Annotated in this window: 14 protein-coding genes; 9 read left to right on the top strand and 5 right to left on the bottom strand. The window is 72.5% G+C overall.

The window, feature by feature from the left end; translation table 11 throughout:
* Window positions 1–415: 415 nt before the first annotated feature.
* Together ACFVFS_RS01415 and ACFVFS_RS01420 are read right to left on the bottom strand one after the other, a co-directional pair.
* A complete protein-coding gene (locus ACFVFS_RS01415; protein WP_380618837.1) occupies window positions 416–643 on the bottom strand; it encodes a DUF397 domain-containing protein in 228 nt (75 codons plus the stop codon).
* Complete coding sequence (locus ACFVFS_RS01420) at window positions 640–1515, bottom strand: helix-turn-helix transcriptional regulator (protein WP_380618839.1); 876 nt, start codon at window positions 1513–1515, stop codon at window positions 640–642. Before ACFVFS_RS01420 ends, ACFVFS_RS01415 begins: the two co-directional genes overlap by 4 nt.
* A gap of 164 nt (window positions 1516–1679) precedes the next feature.
* Here ACFVFS_RS01420 and ACFVFS_RS01425 point away from each other — a divergent pair, with 164 nt between their 5' ends.
* Both ACFVFS_RS01425 and ACFVFS_RS01430 read left to right on the top strand, forming a co-directional pair.
* A complete protein-coding gene (locus ACFVFS_RS01425) occupies window positions 1680–2111 on the top strand; it encodes an ATP-binding protein (RefSeq protein WP_380618841.1) in 432 nt (143 codons plus the stop codon).
* 67 nt (window positions 2112–2178) lie between these two features.
* Window positions 2179–3168 carry a hypothetical protein gene (locus ACFVFS_RS01430; RefSeq protein ID WP_380618843.1) on the top strand — a complete coding sequence of 330 codons (990 nt, stop codon included), beginning with the start codon at window positions 2179–2181 and terminating at the stop codon, window positions 3166–3168.
* 2 nt (window positions 3169–3170) lie between these two features.
* On the opposite strand, the gene ACFVFS_RS01435 is transcribed toward ACFVFS_RS01430, so the two are convergent.
* Window positions 3171–4499 carry a DUF2252 domain-containing protein gene (locus ACFVFS_RS01435; protein ID WP_380618845.1) on the bottom strand — a complete coding sequence of 443 codons (1329 nt, stop codon included), beginning with the start codon at window positions 4497–4499 and terminating at the stop codon, window positions 3171–3173.
* Window positions 4500–4687: 188 nt separating this feature from the next.
* On the opposite strand from ACFVFS_RS01435, the gene dnaE reads away from it, so the two are divergent.
* Window positions 4688–8233 carry a DNA polymerase III subunit alpha gene (gene dnaE / locus ACFVFS_RS01440; protein WP_380618847.1) on the top strand — a complete coding sequence of 1182 codons (3546 nt, stop codon included), beginning with the start codon at window positions 4688–4690 and terminating at the stop codon, window positions 8231–8233.
* A gap of 60 nt (window positions 8234–8293) precedes the next feature.
* Here the strand turns inward: dnaE and ACFVFS_RS01445 are convergent, their stop codons facing one another.
* Window positions 8294–9181 carry a LysR substrate-binding domain-containing protein gene (locus ACFVFS_RS01445; RefSeq protein WP_380618849.1) on the bottom strand — a complete coding sequence of 296 codons (888 nt, stop codon included), beginning with the start codon at window positions 9179–9181 and terminating at the stop codon, window positions 8294–8296.
* Between the two features lie 72 nt (window positions 9182–9253).
* Between ACFVFS_RS01445 and ACFVFS_RS01450 the strand changes: the two genes are divergently transcribed.
* The 6 genes from ACFVFS_RS01450 (at window position 9254) to ACFVFS_RS01475 (ending at window position 15606) form a co-directional block, all read left to right on the top strand.
* Window positions 9254–10144, top strand: a complete 891-nt coding sequence (locus ACFVFS_RS01450) for a dihydrodipicolinate synthase family protein (protein ID WP_380618851.1) — start codon at window positions 9254–9256, stop codon at window positions 10142–10144.
* Window positions 10145–10295: 151 nt separating this feature from the next.
* Window positions 10296–11324: an aspartate-semialdehyde dehydrogenase gene (locus ACFVFS_RS01455; protein WP_380618853.1), complete on the top strand. Its 1029-nt coding sequence runs from the start codon at window positions 10296–10298 to the stop codon at window positions 11322–11324.
* Window positions 11325–11576: 252 nt separating this feature from the next.
* Window positions 11577–12863: an NYN domain-containing protein gene (locus ACFVFS_RS01460; protein ID WP_380618855.1), complete on the top strand. Its 1287-nt coding sequence runs from the start codon at window positions 11577–11579 to the stop codon at window positions 12861–12863.
* A gap of 89 nt (window positions 12864–12952) precedes the next feature.
* The gene (locus ACFVFS_RS01465) at window positions 12953–13951 is read left to right on the top strand and encodes an ABC transporter ATP-binding protein (protein WP_380618857.1); all 999 of its coding nucleotides are present in this window, start codon (window positions 12953–12955) and stop codon (window positions 13949–13951) included.
* Entirely contained in the window at window positions 13948–14760 is an 813-nt protein-coding gene (locus tag ACFVFS_RS01470) for an ABC transporter permease (protein ID WP_380618858.1), read from the top strand. Before ACFVFS_RS01465 ends, ACFVFS_RS01470 begins: the two co-directional genes overlap by 4 nt.
* Window positions 14761–14841: 81 nt before the next feature.
* Window positions 14842–15606, top strand: coding sequence for a hypothetical protein (locus ACFVFS_RS01475; RefSeq protein WP_380618860.1), 765 nt, complete (start codon window positions 14842–14844; stop codon window positions 15604–15606).
* Between the two features lie 106 nt (window positions 15607–15712).
* On the opposite strand, the gene ybaK is transcribed toward ACFVFS_RS01475, so the two are convergent.
* Window positions 15713–16207 (bottom strand): Cys-tRNA(Pro) deacylase, encoded by a 495-nt coding sequence (ybaK, locus tag ACFVFS_RS01480; RefSeq protein ID WP_380618862.1) that lies wholly within the window; start codon window positions 16205–16207, stop codon window positions 15713–15715.
* Window positions 16208–16227: the final 20 nt, after the last annotated feature.

Consider the following 16227-nt stretch of genomic DNA (forward strand, 5'->3'; position numbering starts at 1 on the left):
AGCTCAACCCGGGTGGGGTGGGGGTTTGTGGGGGTCGGGTGGGGCTTGTCGGGCGTTGGTGGGGGGGGGGGGGGGGGCCGGCCCGCCCCCCGGGGGCGCGCGCCCCCCCCGCGGCCGTGGGCGATGCGGTCACATGGCTGGCGGGGCGATACCGGGAGCACCTTCCCGAGGGGGACGGCTGGGTGCCGTTGGCGGAGCGTGATCGGATCGCAGGGGAGCAACTCGCCGGTGGTGTCGATGTGGTGTGGTCAGGCTGGGTCTCGGACACCTGGTGGTCGGGGCAGTACGTGATCGTGTGCCCCAACAGGCTCTGGCCCGAGCTTCCGTGTCCAACTGAGCGGGCTGATTGGCCCTGAGTCCGGAATGGTTCGGCCGCCATCGTCATGTGTGACGAAGGCGGCCGGAGGTGGTGAGTTCAGCGCAGGTGGTCGAAGGCGCCGGACTTGGCGCCGTCGAGGAGGGCGCCGATCTCGGTGCGGGTGTAGACGAGTGGGGTCTGCGTGGGGTTCTTGGAGTCGCGGATGGCGATGTGCTGGCCAACGATGCCGAACTCCACGCAGTTGTCGCTGCCGCCGCTGAACGGGGACTTCTCCCAGGCGACGTCGGAGAAGTCGATCTCGGCGGGGTTGGGCTTGTCGATCACGTGCGGGTCTCCTTGAGCATGCTGGTCAGGAAAGCATGGGTCTCGGGTGGGCCGAGGGCGCGGGCACGCAGGTGATCGAACACCTCCGTGTAGTGGGTCACCTCTTCGACGCCCTCCAAGTACACCGAGTTGGGGCCATTTTCCATCCACACGACCTCTGGATTGGGGTCGGGGAAGCCCATCAGGACGAACGGGCCGTCCAACCCTGGGTGGAAGCCGGCGCTGAAAGGCAGGAGCTGCACGGTGATATTCGTCCGAGTCATCACCTGGAGCAGATGTTCAAGCTGGCCGTCGAGCACGGCCGGGTCCGGGACCCTGCGGAAGGCCGCTTCATCGATCACGGCCCACAACTTGATGGCGTTGGAGTTCGCCAACAGGTCACGACGGCCCATGCGCACCTGCACCAGGGCTTCAACTTGGTGAGGGTCGAGGTCGAAGCGCATGTTGCCGATGACCTGCCTCGCGTACTCCTCGGTCTGCAAGAGGCCGGGAACGAGTTCGGTCTCGTAGGTCCGGAGCGAGTCCGCGCTGGACTCCAGGGCCAGGTAGCCGCCGTACTTGGTCGTGTTGATGACGGCGGAGTACTTCTTCCACCACGGCTGACGCTGCGCCGCGTCGGCGCGGACCAGGTCAAGGATGTCCTCGCGGGCTGCCGGGTCGGTTATGCCGTAGCAGTCCAGAAGAGCCTTCGCGAGCACCGGGGTTGTCCCACGGTCGCCGTTCTCGATGCGGCTCAGTGAGCCCTGGCTGACCTCCACCACGGCGGACACCTCTGTCAGCGTCAGGCCGGCCTGTGCCCTCAACTCCTTGAAGCGAGCGGAGAGCTGGCGTCGGTACACCGATGGCGGTGCCGGGTTCCTCTTCCATGCCATGGGCAGCAGTGTGCCACCTGGAGGCCTTGGGGCAACTCGAATGAGGGAAATTTGGTTGGGAATATTGCCCAAGTTGCTAGCGCCGGGACATGCTGCCGGAGGTAGCGATACGTGAGGGCATCGTCGCGGCTCGTGTCGGTGCGTGATCTCATAGGAGGCATCCGGTGCCGTCCATCAGGACCGAACCCCGACAGGTCTCATGGGTTGTCCCCTCGCGGGACGAAGCCGTCGGCTACGTGCGGCACAGAACGGTGGCGGAGATCAGAGCCTGGGGCATTGAGCTCGCCGATCCGCTTGAGGTCGAGCTGGTGGTCACCGAGTTGGTGACCAATGCGGTATCGCACGCAGGTGGGCAGGTCGTTGGCATCGGGGTTCGGGTGGCCAAGGCGGGGGCGGTGGTGATTCGGGTCAGTGATTCGCACCTGGGGTTCTTCGGTGGGCGGGTGTCGCGGGAACCCGGGGAGCACGGGCGGGGGCTCGTCATGGTGCGGCAGTTGGCGCGGTCTTGGTGGTGGGAGCCGTTGCCGGAGGGGAAGGTGGTCTGCGCCCTGGTGGACCTGGGCGGGGGAGGATGGGGGTGTGACGAGGATGAGTGATGGGCGGTACGCGCCGGCGGGGTCGTTGATCGGGATGGTGCAGCGGGGGCGGGGGTTGGGGGCCCGGATGGCTGTGGAGGATCCGGTGGGGGTGACGGAGCTTGTGTATGGGTGTGTGCGGTGGGACTGGCGGTGGGACTCGCAGGATGAGCGGGGGGTGTATCTCGCGCGGTTGGTGAGGGATCTGGGGTTGCCGCTGGGGCCGGTGGTGGAGGGGTTGGCCGGGGACGAGCAGCGGCGTGAGCGGGCGGCGCGGGTGTTGGGGTTGCTGGCGCTGAGTGGGTCGGGGGAGGCGCGGGAGGCGTTGCGGGGATATGTGCAGGAGGAGGAGCGGTGGGGGGTGGAGACGAAGCCTCGGCGGCCGAAGGCTCTGGGAGGGGAGACGAACGCGCGGCTGCTGGAACTGCTGGCCGATCCGGGGGAGTCGGAGGAGCGCAGGGTTGCCGCGCTTGATGTGTTGGACGACCGGGGGCCCGAGCCAGGGGTGATTCCGTTGGTGCCGTCGTTGGGGACGGTGGACGGGAAGTCCGCGCTGTGGCCGCTGATCGGGGTGGTGGAGAAGGCGGGGGCGGTGGCGGTTCCTGCGGCGCGGGAGTGGGTTGGGTCCGGGACACGGTGGTTGGAGGCACTGGGGTACCGGGTGCTGATTGAGCGCGGGGAGGTGGAGGACGTGCCGGTGCTGGTCGCGCGGTTGGAGCGGGACTGGGTGGAGAAGCGGTGGTGTGGGCCGGTGCTCACGGCGCGGGGGTTGGCGCGGTTCGGGGGTGAGGCGCGGGACGCGGTGTCGTTGCTGCGGCGGTTCTGGTTGTGGACGCCGCACTCGTATGAGCGGGCCGGGTACCTGGAGGCGTTGGCGGCGATTGAGCCGGCGGGGTTGGACGGGATCTATGTGGAGTGTCTTTGGGATTGCGAGGGGGAGGCGAGACTGATGGGGGTGGAGCGGGCTCCGGACCAGCCTGAGGTGAGGGAGAGGTTGGCCTACCTCAGGGACGATGAGATGGAGACGGCGGAGGTCAGGGCCGCCGCGCGGGAGCGGTTGGCGGCCCTGACCGGGTAGGGCTAGAGGCCCGGGATGCGGTTGTTGCGGTAGAGGTCGACGAAGAGCTGGTGGTCGGCGCGGGCCTGGGCGCCGTAGGTGTGGGCGAAGTCGACGAGCATCCGGGTGAAGCCGGGCTCGTCGCGGGCTATGGCCTCGTGGATGGCGTGCTCGGTGGAGAACGGGACCAGGGTGTGGCCGCTGGAGGACTCGTCGGCGGCGGCGTGCATGGTGGCGGTGGCGCGGCCCAGGTACTCGGTGACCGCCAGGAGGTCGGGCAGCTCGTTGAGGTCGCGCCAGTCGAGGTCGGTGGCGTACGGGGACACCTCGGCGACCAACTGGCCGCGGCCGCGCAGGGTGGTGTGGCCGAGCCAGGGGTCGCTGTGGGCCTGGAGGGCGCGCTGGGAGATCACCGTGCGGTGGCCCTCGTGCTCGAAGTAGCCGGCGATCGCGGGGTCGGTGACGTGGCGGGAGACGGCCGGGGTCTGGCCCTGCTTCATGTAGATGATCACGTCGTTCTCAAGGGCGTCGGTGTGGCCTTCGAGGAGCACGTTGTAGGAGGGCAGGCCCGCCGAGCCGATGCCGATGCCCCGGCGGCCGACCACGTCCTTCACCCGCAGGGCGGCCGGGCGCACCAGGGAGGACGGCGGGAGGGTGGCGAGGTACTCCTCGAAGGCGGCCAGGACCTCGGCCTTGGTGGGCTCGTCCAGTTCGATCGCGCCGCCGCCGAGGCGGAAGCGGCGGTCGTAGCCCTCGATCACGGTGTCGCCGTCGAGCAGGGAGACCCGGGTCTGCAGACGGGCCTGCTGGAGGGTGGCGAGGATCGGGCCGCCGGCGGTGTCCAGGGTGTACGGGTCGGCGTCGCCGGTGGTGACGTGGGCGGCGATCCGGTGGCGGTAGGCGTCGGCGAAGGAGGTGACCAGTTCGGTGATGGTCGCGTCGGAGAGCGCCTTGGCGTAGCCGATCAGCGCGAGGGAGGCGGCGAGGCGCTGGACGTCCCAGGTGAAGGCGCCGACGTAGGCCTCGTCGAAGTCGTTGACGTTGAAGACCAGGCGGCCCTCGGCGTTGAGGTAGGTGCCGAAGTTCTCCGCGTGCAGGTCCCCGTGGATCCAGACCCGGCTGGTGCGCTCGTCGAGGAAGGGCTCGCCGAAGGCGGAGAACGGCGCGGTGGTGAGGTCCGCGTAGTACAGGGCGGCGGTGCCCCGGTAGAACGCGAAGGCGGAGGCGGCCATCTTGCGGAACTTCACGCGGAAGGCCGCCGGGTCCTGGGCGAGCAGGTCGCCGAAGGCCGTGTCGAAGACTCCGAGTATGGCCTCGGCACGGTCGGTGACGGCGGGCTGTGAGTGGGACATGGGCGATCCTTCGGGGCGCGGCGGGTGGCCGGGGACAGCTGCGTCTGGAGGCTAGAGTAGGAACGTGAACGTGTGAGTGCTGGTCCGGGCCCTGGTTGTGGCTCGGGCCGCATCTGTTTCCGGGCACCCCTCGTGACCTGCGCGTTCGCCGGCCCACCTGTCTGCACCGAGTCTACGGAGGCCCCGCCTTGAGCGATCAGCCGTTCGCGCATCTGCACGTCCACACCGAGTACTCGATGCTGGACGGTGCCGCCCGGCTGAAGCAGATGTTCAAGGAGGTCGAACGGCTGGGGCAGACCCATGTCGCGATGACCGACCACGGCAACATGTACGGCGCGGCCGAGTTCCACAAGCAGGCCACCGCCGCCGGCATCACCCCGGTGATCGGCATCGAGGCGTACGTCGCCCCGGAGTCCCGCTCGAACACCAAGCGCATCCTGTGGGGCCAGCCGCACCAGAAGAAGGACGACGTCTCGGCGTCCGGCGCCTACACCCACAAGACCATCTGGGCCCGGAACAAGGAGGGCCTGCACAACCTCTTCAAGCTGACCTCGCGCTCGTACTCCGAGGGCTGGCTGGTCAAGTGGCCCCGGATGGACAAGGAGCTGATCTCCGACCTGTCCGGCGGCCTGATGGCCACCACCGGCTGCCCCTCCGGCGAGCTGCAGACCCGGCTGCGCCTGGGCCAGTTCGACGAGGCGCTGCGGTCGGCCGCCGAGTACCAGGAGATCTTCGGCAAGGAGAACTACTTCCTGGAGCTGATGGACCACGGCCTCGACATCGAGAAGCGGGTCCGCGACGGGCTGATCGAGATCGGGAAGAAGCTCGGCATCCCGCCGGTCGTCACCAACGACTCGCACTACACCACCGAGGCCGACGCCGGCGCCCACGACCTGCTGCTCTGCGTGCAGACCGGCAAGAACCTCTCCGACCCGGACCGCTTCCGGTTCGACGGCACCGGCTACTACATCAAGTCGGCCGCCGAGATGTACGCGCTCGACCAGTCGGACGCCTGGCAGGAGGGCTGCCGCAACAGCCAGCTGCTGGTGGCCTCGCGGGTCGACACCGAGGGCATGTTCAAGTTCCGCAACCTCATGCCGCGGTTCCCGATCCCGGAGGGCTTCGAGTCCGAGGCGGACTTCTTCAAGTCCAAGGTCTGGGAGGGCATGGACTGGCGCTTCCCGGACGGCTACGACGAGGAGCACAAGAAGCTCGCCGAGTACGAGATGGACACCATCATCCAGATGGGGTTCCCGGCGTACTTCCTCGTGGTCGCCGACTTCATCATGTGGGCGAAGAGCCAGGGCATCGCGGTGGGCCCGGGCCGTGGTTCGGCGGCCGGCTCGCTGGTCGCGTACGCCATGGGCATCACCGACCTCGACCCGATCCCGCACGGTCTGATCTTCGAGCGCTTCCTCAACCCCGAGCGCATCTCCATGCCCGATGTCGACATCGACTTCGACGAGCGCCGGCGCGGTGACGTGATCCGGTACGTGACGGAGAAGTGGGGATCCGACAAGGTCGCCATGATCGTCACGTACGGCACCATCAAGGCGAAGGCCGCCATCAAGGACTCCTCGCGCGTCCTCGGCTACCCCTACGCGATGGGTGACCGGATCACCAAGGCGATGCCGCCGGACGTCATGGGCAAGGGCATCCCGCTGTCCGGCATCACGGACAACAGCCACCCGCGCTACAGCGAGGCCGGCGAGATCCGCGGGCTGTACGAGACCGACCCCGACGTGCGCAAGGTGATCGACACCGCGCGCGGCATCGAGGGCCTGATCCGCCAGCCCGGTGTGCACGCGGCCGGCGTCATCATGTCCGCCGAGCCGCTGACCGACCACATCCCGGTCTGGACCCGGCACACCGACGGCGTCACCATCACGCAGTTCGACTACCCCACCTGCGAGGGCCTCGGCCTTCTCAAGATGGACTTCCTCGGCCTGCGCAACCTGACGATCATGGACGACGCCGTCAAGGCGATCGAGAAGAACAAGGGCATCAAGATCAACCTTCTTGAGCTGCCCCTGGACGACAAGCCGACCTACGAACTGCTGGCGCGCGGCGACACGCTCGGCGTCTTCCAGCTCGACGGCGGCCCCATGCGCTCGCTGCTGCGCCTGATGAAGCCCGACAACTTCGAGGACATCTCCGCGGTGCTGGCGCTGTACCGGCCCGGCCCGATGGGCGTCAACTCGCACACCAACTACGCGCTGCGCAAGAACGGGCAGCAGGAGATCACCCCGATCCACCCGGAGCTGGAGACGCCCCTGGAGGAGGTGCTCCGGCCCACCTACGGCCTGATCGTCTACCAGGAGCAGGTGCAGAAGGCCGCGCAGATCCTGGCCGGCTACTCGCTCGGCCAGGCCGACCTGCTGCGCCGCGCCATGGGCAAGAAGAAGAAGGAGATCCTGGAGGCCGAGTTCGTCCCGTTCCAGAAGGGCTGCCGGGAGCGCGGCTACTCGGACGCGGCGATCCAGGCGGTCTGGGACGTCCTCGTCCCCTTCTCCGGCTACGCGTTCAACAAGGCGCACACGGCGGGCTACGGGCTCGTCTCGTACTGGACGGCGTACCTCAAGGCCAACTACCCGGCCGAGTACATGTCCGGCCTGCTGACCTCGGTGAAGGACGACAAGGACAAGTCCGCCGTCTACCTCAACGAGTGCCGCAAGATGGGCATCAACGTCCTGCCGCCGGACGTCAACGAGTCGGACGCGGACTTCACCCCGCACGGTGACACCACCGTCCGGTTCGGCCTGACCGCCATCCGCAACGTCGGCGGCCCGGTCGTCGAGTCGATGATCCGGACCCGGAAGACCAAGGGGAAGTTCTCCTCCTTCCCGGACTTCCTGGAGAAGGTGGAGTCGGTGGTCTGCAACAAGCGGACCGTCGAATCGCTGATCAAGGCCGGTTCCTTCGACTCGCTCGGGCACACCCGCAAGGGCCTCACCGCGCAGTTCGAGCCGATGATCGACAACGTCGTCGGCATCAAGCGCAAGGAGGCCGAGGGGCAGTTCGACCTCTTCGGGGGCGACGCGACGAGCGACGAGCCGAGCTTCGGGCTGGACGTGGTGTTCTCGGAGGACGAGTGGGAGAAGTCCTTCCTGCTCACCCAGGAGCGGGAGATGCTCGGCCTGTACGTCTCCTCGCACCCGCTGCACGGCATCGAGCACGTGCTCGCCGACAAGGCGGACTGCGCGGTCGCGGACCTCGCGGAGCGGCCGGACGGGACGATCGTCGTCATCGGCGGCATCATCTCGGGACTCCAGCGGAAGATGACCAAGCAGGGCAACGCCTGGGCGATCGCGACCGTCGAGGACCTCGCGGGCTCGATCGACTGCATGTTCTTCCCGGCCAGCTACCAGCTGGTGTCCTCGCAGCTGGTCGAGGACGCGGTGGTGTTCGTCCGCGGCAAGCTGGACAAGCGGGAGGACGTGCCGCGGCTGATGGGCATGGAGCTGTCGGTTCCGGACCTCTCGAACGCGCACGCCGACGCGCCGATCATCATCAACATCCCGACCGGGAAGGTGACGCCCCCGCTGGTGGCGCGGCTCGGCGAGGTGCTGAGCAGCCACCGGGGGACCACCGAGGTGCGGGTCCGGCTGGAGGCGCGGAGCAAGACGACGGTGCTGCGGCTCGACCGGCACCGGGTGAAGTCGGACCCGGCGCTGTTCGGGGACCTCAAGCAGCTGCTCGGCCCGAGCTGCCTCGCGGGCAACGGGGCCGGCTGACGGAGCCCCGCGGGAGCGCCCGCATCCGGCCCGCGGCGGCCGGGTGCGGGCGCTCCGCCGTCACACGGAGTTGCGCAGCGGGGCCGGTACGGCGGTGTGCAGGGCGGAGACGAAGGCGGAGATCGCCGGGTGGGCGCCGGCGCCCGCGCGGAAGGCGGTGCGGGTGCGGCGGTACATCGGCAGCCGGGTGAGGACGACCCCCGGCGGGGGCCGGTCGGTGCCGAGGTGGGGGACCAGCGCCACCCCCTGGCCGGCCGCGACCAGGGCGAGCACGGTCGCGAAGTCGTCGATCTGGTGGCGGATCCGGGGCGCGAAGCCCGCGGCCTCGCAGGCCCGGACGGCCATCGTGTGGCACAGCGTGCCGGGCGGGGACAGGATCCACGGGGCGGCGCGCTGGTCGGCGACGCTGCCGGGGGTGCGGGCCGCCAGGTACATCGGCTCGGTGAAGATCGGCCGGGTCACCGCCAGGCCGGGCTCCGGGTCGGCGGGCACCAGGTCGTACTCGTGCACCAGGGCGACGTCCAGCTCGCCCGCGCGCAGCGCCGCCGCGACCGCGGCCGGGTCGACCTCGGTGACCATCGGCTCCAGGCCCGGGTGCCAGCCGGCCAGTTCGGCGAGGACGGCGGGGATGATCGCCCGGGCCGCCGACGGGTAGGTGCCGATCCGCAGCGGGCCGGCCAGGCCCTCGCGGGCGTGGGCCAGTTCGGCGTCCGCCTGCTCCAGCCGTTCCAGCACGGCCTCGGCGTGCCGGACCAGGTTGCGCCCGGCCGGGGTGAGGGTGACCCGGCGGCCGGTGCGTTCCAGCAGCGGGACGCCGGCCTCCTTCTCCAGGACGGACAGCTGCTGGGAGACCGCCGAAGGGCTGAAGCTGAGCGCCTCGGCGACGGCGGCGATGGTGCCGAGGTGGGCGAGTTCGCGCAGCAGGCGCAGGCGTCGGACGTCGAGCATCGGCTCAGCTTACGAGAAGCTTCGGAAACGTGAACTGGACCTGCGGGATCGGCGGGCCCGAGGATCGTGGGCATGGAACTCAAGGGCATTTTCGTCCCGCTGGTCACTCCGTTCGCGGCCGACGGCTCGGTGGCGCTGGACGCGCTGGAGAAGCTGGCCGGCTCGGTGCTGGACGAGGGCGCGGCCGGGCTGGTGGCGCTCGGCACCACCGGTGAGCCGGCGGCGCTGACCGCGGACGAGCGGCGCGCGGTCACCGAGGTCTGCGCGGAGGTCTGCGCCGCCCGCGGTGTGCCGCTGCTGGTCGGCGCGGGCGGGCCGGGCACCGCCGCGGCCGCCGAGGAGCTGGCCGGGCTGGCCGGGCGGGTGCCGGGGGTGGCGGGCGCACTGGTGACCGTGCCGTCCTTCGTCCGGCCGGGCGAGGCCGGGACGGTCGCGCACTTCCGGGCGCTGGCCGGGGCCAGCTCGGTGCCGCTGGTCGTCTACCACATCCCCTACCGGACCGGGCAGGCGCTGTCGGGCGCCGCGCTGCTGGAGCTGGCCGCGCTGCCGAACGTGGCGGGCGTCAAGTACGCCACCGGCGGGGTGGACCAGGCGGCGGTGGAGCTGCTGGCCGCCGCACCGGCCGGGTTCTCGGTGCTGGGCGGGGACGACGCCGTGCTGGCGCCGCTGCTGGCGCTGGGCGCGGACGGCGGCATCCTGGCCTCCGCCCACCTGGCCACCGCGCGCTTCGTCGAGCTGGCCGAGGCCTGGCGGGCCGGGGACGCGGCGCGCGCCCGGGCGCTGGGCCACCGGCTGACCGGGCTGGCGGTGGCGGCCTTCGCCGCGCCGAACCCGGCGGTGGTCAAGGGCGTGCTGCACGCGCAGGGGCGGATCCCGACGCCGGACGTCCGGCTGCCGCTGCTGCCGGCCGGTGCGGCGGAGGTCGAGCGGGCGCTGGAACTCGTCAGTGGTCTGGACCGCTGAGGACCACAGGATGGAATCCCGGGCCGTCCGTCGCCGATGACAAGGCATGATGGGCGGGGCGCGTCCGACCGTTCGCGTCGCCCGCCCGGCGGGATGTGTCGGACACGGCCGAGGTGCGGCCGTGAGCAGCAAGATCAAGAGGAGTAGTCGGATGAAGATCGGCATTGTCGGGGCCACCGGCCAGGTCGGCGGCGTGGTCCGCGAGATCCTGGCCCAGCGCGACCTCCCGGTGGAGCGGCTGCGGCTGTTCGCCTCGGCCCGCTCGGCCGGGCGCACCCTTCCCTGGAAGGGCACCGAGGTCACCGTCGAGGACGCGGCCACGGCCGACTACACCGGCCTGGACATCGTGATCTTCTCGGCCGGCGGCGCCACCTCCAAGGCGCTCGCCCCCAAGGTCGCCGCGGCCGGCGCCGTCGTCATCGACAACTCCTCCGCCTGGCGCCGCGACCCCGAGGTCCCGCTGGTCGTCTCCGAGGTCAACCCCGAGGCGATCGCCGACCGCCCCAAGGGCATCATCGCCAACCCGAACTGCACCACGATGGCCGCCATGCCCGTGCTGCGCCCGCTGCACGAGGAGGCCGGCCTCGCCGCCCTCGTCGTCTCCACCTACCAGGCCGTCTCCGGCAGCGGCGTGGCCGGCGTGGCCGAGCTCCAGGACCAGGCGGCCAAGGTCGTCGACAACGCCGCCGCGCTCGCCCACGACGGCTCGGCGGTCGAGTTCCCCGAGCCCAAGGTCTACCGGCGCCCGATCGCCTTCAACGTCGTCCCGCTGGCCGGCTCGATCGTCGAGGACGGCTCCAACGAGACCGACGAGGAGCAGAAGCTCCGCCACGAGAGCCGCAAGATCCTCGGCATCCCCGAGCTGAAGGTGGCCGGCACCTGCGTGCGCGTCCCGGTCTTCTCCGGCCACTCGCTGCAGATCAACGCCCGCTTCGAGCGCCCGATCAGCCCCGAGCGCGCGGCCGAGCTGCTCGCCGGCGCCGCCGGCGTCGAGCTGAGCGAGATCCCCACCCCGCTCCAGGCGGCGGGTCAGGACCCGAGCTACGTCGGCCGCATCCGGGTCGACGAGACGGTGGAGAACGGCCTGTCGCTGTTCGTCTCCAACGACAACCTGCGCAAGGGCGCCGCGCTCAACGCCGTCCAGCTGGCCGAGCTGGTCGCCGCCGAGCTCAAGGGCTGACCGGCCGCACGCGGTACGAGGGCCCCCGTCCGGGACCGCGGGACCGGACGGGGGCCCTCGGCGTCGGCGCGGGGAAAGCGGTGGACGGCCGGGGTTCGGCGGGTGGATCCCGGGGAAAAAGGTGACCCAACGATCGGGCGGTTGCGGGCACCCCCTCACCCCACTCCGCCCGGGCCGGGCGCACCGCGCCCACCCCGGCCCCGTCGGCCCCGGCGGAGCCCCACCCCGAGGGCGAGCGGAAAGAGGTGCGCGATGGACCGCTGTGTCGTCCTGGTGGACGCCGGATACCTGCTGGGCGCCGCCGCGAGCCTGCTCGCCGGTGACCCCTCCCGGTCCAAGGTCACCGTCGACCACACCGCGCTGATCGCCGCCCTGCGCGAGCGGGCCGAGGCCGAGACCGGCCTGCCGCTGCTGCGGATCTACTGGTTCGACGCCGCGCCCGAGCGCCGCCCGATGCCCGAGCACCGGCGGCTGCGCGTGCTGCCCCGGGTCACCGTGCGGCTCGGCGCGCTCACCCGGGCGGAGGGCCGCTGGGTGCAGAAGGGCGTCGACGCCGCGATGCACGCCGAGCTCTCCGAACTCGCCCGCAACCGGGCCTGCGCCGACGTGGTGCTGATCACCGGCGACGGCGACCTGCTGCCCGGCATGATGTCCGCCAAGGAGCACGGCGTCGTCGTCCACCTCTGGGCGCTGCAGGCCGCCGACGGCGACTTCAACCAGTCGGAGGACCTGGTCGGCGAGGCCGACGAGCGGCGGGTGCTGGACCGCGAGTGGATCGAGGGGTCGTTCAGCCTGCGCGACACCTCCAGCGTCTTCCCCGGCCCCGGCGCCCGGCACGACATCGCCAAGATCCTCGCCGCACCGCCCGCCGCGCCCCCCGCCACCCTGCCGGGCCCGCTGCCCGCCGCCCAGGTGCCGGGCCACCCCGCCGCCGACGAGCCCCCGGCCGTCGCCGTCGCCGCGGTGGCCGCCCCCGCCGTCAACGGGCGCCCGCAGCCGGCCGCCGCCGGGCTCAAGGTCGTCCCCACCCCCAAGGACCTCGCCGGGCGCAGCGCCGACCGGCAGGCCGCCGTCGCCCAGCAGAACGGGCAGCCGCAGAACGGCCATCAGCAGAACGGCCCGGTGCTGCGCTGGTCCTCGGACCGGGGCTGGATCGACCGGCCGGTCGCCGAGCCCGCCGTCACCGCCGGCGACGGCCTGCCCACCCTCGCCCAGCTCACCACCGCCGAACAGCGCTGGGCCGACCGCGAGGAGGACATCACCTCCATCGGCGGCGACGCCCACGAGGTCGGCCAGGTCTTCGCCCGCCGCTGGACCGACCGGATCGGCGACGCCGAACGGCTGACCGTGCTGTGGCCCGGCTACCCGCGCATCCCGCACCGGGTCGACGGCGAGCTGCTGCGCTACGCGGCCCGCTTCGGGCTGCTCGCGCACAAGGACGACCAGATCGACGAGCACGACCGGTACGCGATCCGGGCGGGCTTCTGGAAGGAGCTGGCCGCCCGGGTGCCCGGCGGGGACCTGGTCGTCGACGACTGACCGGCCGGGAGCCGACGGGGCCTGCCGTCGGGCGCGGGGCGGGGCCCCGTTGTCCGGTTCGCCCGTTGCACCGCGTAGAGTCTTCGGTCGTGAGCGACACGGCCGGGCGGGCACCCCAGGAGACCTCGCCGTGCTGTGCCGTACGCGACCTGGTCCGGACGTACCGCGCCGGGCGCGGCGCCTCCGCGACCGCGATCCGGGCCAACGACGGCATCACCCTGACCGTCCGGCAGGGGGAGATCTTCGGCCTGCTCGGGCCCAACGGCGCGGGCAAGTCCACCCTGGTCCGCCAGCTCACCGGACTGCTGCGGCCCGACTCCGGCAGCATCGAGATCCTCGGCCACGACGTGGTGCGGCACCCCGAACGGGCGGCCCGGCTGCTCGGCTACCTCGGCCAGGAGTCCACCGCGCTCGACGAGCTGACCGTCGCCCTCGCCGCCGAGACCACCGGCCGGCTGCGCGGACTGGGCCGGGCCGCGGCCCGCGCCGCCGCCGACGAGGTGATCACCGAACTCGCCCTGGAGCCGCTCGCCCACCGGCCGCTCGCCAAGCTCTCCGGCGGCCAGCGCCGGCTCGCCTGCTTCGCCGCCGCGCTGGTCGGCGACCGGCCGCTGCTCGTCCTCGACGAGCCCACCACCGGCATGGACCCGGTCGCCCGGCGCTCCGTCTGGTCGGCGGTCGAGCGCCGCCGGGCCGAGCGCTCCACCACCGTGCTGCTGGTCACCCACAACGTGATCGAGGCGGAGACCGTGCTGGACCGGGTCGCCGTGGTCGACGACGGCCGGGTGATCGCCTGCGACACCCCCGGCGGCCTCAAGGCGCTGGTCGACGGCGACGTCCGGCTCGACCTGGTCTGGCGGGACGAGGCGCCGCTGGCCGTCCCCGCCGTGGCGGCACTCGCCGAACGGGCCGAGCGCACCGGCCGCCGCTGGACCGTGCGCACCACCCCCGAGCAGGCCCGCGAGCTGGTCGCCGCCGTCACCACCGGCCCGGCCTTCGCCGCCCTGGACGACTTCACCCTGGCCACCCCGAGCCTTGAGGACGCCTACCTCAAGCTGGGCGGCCGCCACGGAGGACTGGCCAAGTGACGCTGCTCTCGGCACCGCCGCGGACCGCCCCGGGCACGGCCGGCGGGCCCGCCCCGCTCGCCCCCGCCGCCCGGCTGCTGCCGGCCCTGGCCGCCGTCTACCGGGCGCAGCTCGCCCGGGCCCGGGTGGCGCGGATCCCGCTGCTGTTCGTGGCCACCTTCCAGTCGCTGGGCATCCTGGTGATGATGCGGGGCGTCGTCGACGCCGGGCAGACCTCGGCCGCGCAGTACGTGGTCTCGGGCTCCAGCGTGCTGGTGGTCGCCTTCGTGGCGCTCAACCTGCTCGCCCAGTACTTCGGCCGGCTGCGGGCCAGCGGCGGACTGGACCACTACGCGACGCTGCCGGTGCCGGCCGCCTCGGTGGTGCTCGGCGCGGCGGCCGCGTTCGCCTCGTTCACCCTGCCCGGGACGCTGGTCACGGCCGGCGTCGGCGCGGTGATGTTCGGGCTGCCGCTCGGCCAGCTCTGGGTGCTGCTCGCGGTGGTGCCGCTGGCCGGGGCGGCGCTCTCCGGGCTCGGGGCGGCCTGCGGGCTGCTCGCGCCCAAGCAGGAGATCGCCACCATGCTCGGGCAGCTGGGCATGTCGGCGGCGCTGCTGCTCGGCGTCCTGCCGGTGGACCACCTGCCGCAGCCGGTGCTGTGGCTGCGCGACCTGCTGCCGTCCACCTACGCGGTGGAGGCGTTCGCCCGGACGTTCCGGCCCTCGCCGGACTGGGCGGCGGTGGTCGGGGACCTCGCGGTGTGCGCGGGGGTGGGCGTGGTGTCGCTGGCCGCGGCCACCTGGGCGTACCGGCGGGCGACCCGGCGGTAGGGCGTCGGGCCCGGTCGGGGCCTGTCGTCCGGCCGGTGGGTGGCCGGGCCGCGGGGGCGGCGACCGTGAAACGATGGGGGCGTGACCGCACCGAACACACCTCCGGAGCCCGCGCGCGCCGACGGCACCGACGCCGTGGCGGACGCCGTCCCCGCGGAGGCCGCGCCCGCTCCGTACGCCGCGCCCGCTCCGCACGCCGCGCGTGATCCGTACGCACTGCCGCCGGAGCCGGACCTGGTGGCCGCCCACGCGCAGCCGGCGGAGCCGGCGGCCCAGCGGCTGCTGCCCGAGCTGAGGGTCGGGGCGGCCACGGTGCTGGCCTGCCTGGTGCTGGGGGTCGTGATGGGCCTGCTGTGGGCCTGGCTGGCGCCCAAGGTGCCGCTGGTGGTGGACGGCAACAAGATCCTCTACGCGGACCCGGAGGGGGAACAGCGGGCCGGCGCCGACAGCGTGTTCGTGCTGATCGGGCTGGGGATGGGGATCCTGACGGCGCTGGGGGCGTTCCTGGTCACCCGCAAGCGGGGCGGCGGGATCGCGGTGGCGGTCGGGCTGGCGGTCGGCGGACTGCTGGCCTCGGTCGGGGCGTGGGGGCTCGGGCGGTGGCTCGGACCGGGCCGCGACCTGGTCGCCGAGGCACGGAAGGTCGGCAACGGCGGGCACTTCCGGGCGGACATCGACCTCGGCGCGTACGGGGCGGTGCTGGCGTGGCCGATGGCGGCGATGGTGGTGCTGCTGGCGCTGTCGGCGGCGTTCGGGAAGCGCGAGGAGGACCCGCCGCCGTACTGGGTGCCGGGGCCGCCCGCGGTGGACGCGGGGGCCGTGCCGGAGGACCGGCGCGAGGGCTGACGACACCGGGCCGGCGCTCCCGAGGGGGCGCCGGCCCCCGTGCGTCCGGGCCGTGCCCGCGCGGGCACGGCAGGTCGGCGGACCGGTGGACCGGTGGCCTGGAGGGTCAGCGGGCGATCGGGGCGGTGCGGGCGCCGGTGAGGGCGACGAGGTCGGCGGGGGAGAGCTCGACCTCCAGACCGCGGCGGCCGCCGGAGACGAAGACGGTGGGGTGGGCGAGGGCGCCGGCGTCGACGACCGTGCGCAGCGGGCGGCGCTGGCCGAGCGGCGAGATGCCGCCGAGGACGTAGCCGCTGCTGCGCTCGGCGGCGGCCGGGTCGGCCATCGCGGCGCGCTTGCCGCCGACCGCCGCGGCCAGGGCCTTGAGGTCGAGCTGGCCGGCCACCGGGACGACCCCGACGGTGAGGACGCCGTCGACGTCGGCGACCAGGGTCTTGAAGACCCGCTCGGCCGGCACGCCGAGCGCCTCGGCGGCCTCGCCGCCGTAGGAGGCGGCGGCCGGGTCGTGCTCGTAGGAGTGGACGGTGAACGGCACGGCGGCGGTCTCCAGGGCGACCGTCGCGGGCGTGCCCTGGCCGCCCTTCTTCGGCTTCCTGGCCATGGGGCTCCGCAATCGGTGGG

Source organism: Kitasatospora sp. NPDC057692, assembly GCF_042799475.1.
Classification (GTDB): domain Bacteria; phylum Actinomycetota; class Actinomycetes; order Streptomycetales; family Streptomycetaceae; genus Kitasatospora.

Coding starts and splice junctions, on each gene's coding strand:
- ACFVFS_RS01420 (WP_380618839.1), bottom strand. CDS start 1,515: ATGGCATGGAAGAGGAACCCGGCACCGCCATCGGTGTACCGACGCCAG.
- ACFVFS_RS01430 (WP_380618843.1), top strand. CDS start 2,179: ATGGCTGTGGAGGATCCGGTGGGGGTGACGGAGCTTGTGTATGGGTGT.
- ACFVFS_RS01435 (WP_380618845.1), bottom strand. CDS start 4,499: ATGTCCCACTCACAGCCCGCCGTCACCGACCGTGCCGAGGCCATACTC.
- ACFVFS_RS01445 (WP_380618849.1), bottom strand. CDS start 9,181: ATGCTCGACGTCCGACGCCTGCGCCTGCTGCGCGAACTCGCCCACCTC.
- ACFVFS_RS01450 (WP_380618851.1), top strand. CDS start 9,254: ATGGAACTCAAGGGCATTTTCGTCCCGCTGGTCACTCCGTTCGCGGCC.
- ACFVFS_RS01455 (WP_380618853.1), top strand. CDS start 10,296: ATGAAGATCGGCATTGTCGGGGCCACCGGCCAGGTCGGCGGCGTGGTC.
- ACFVFS_RS01460 (WP_380618855.1), top strand. CDS start 11,577: ATGGACCGCTGTGTCGTCCTGGTGGACGCCGGATACCTGCTGGGCGCC.
- ybaK (WP_380618862.1), bottom strand. CDS start 16,207: ATGGCCAGGAAGCCGAAGAAGGGCGGCCAGGGCACGCCCGCGACGGTC.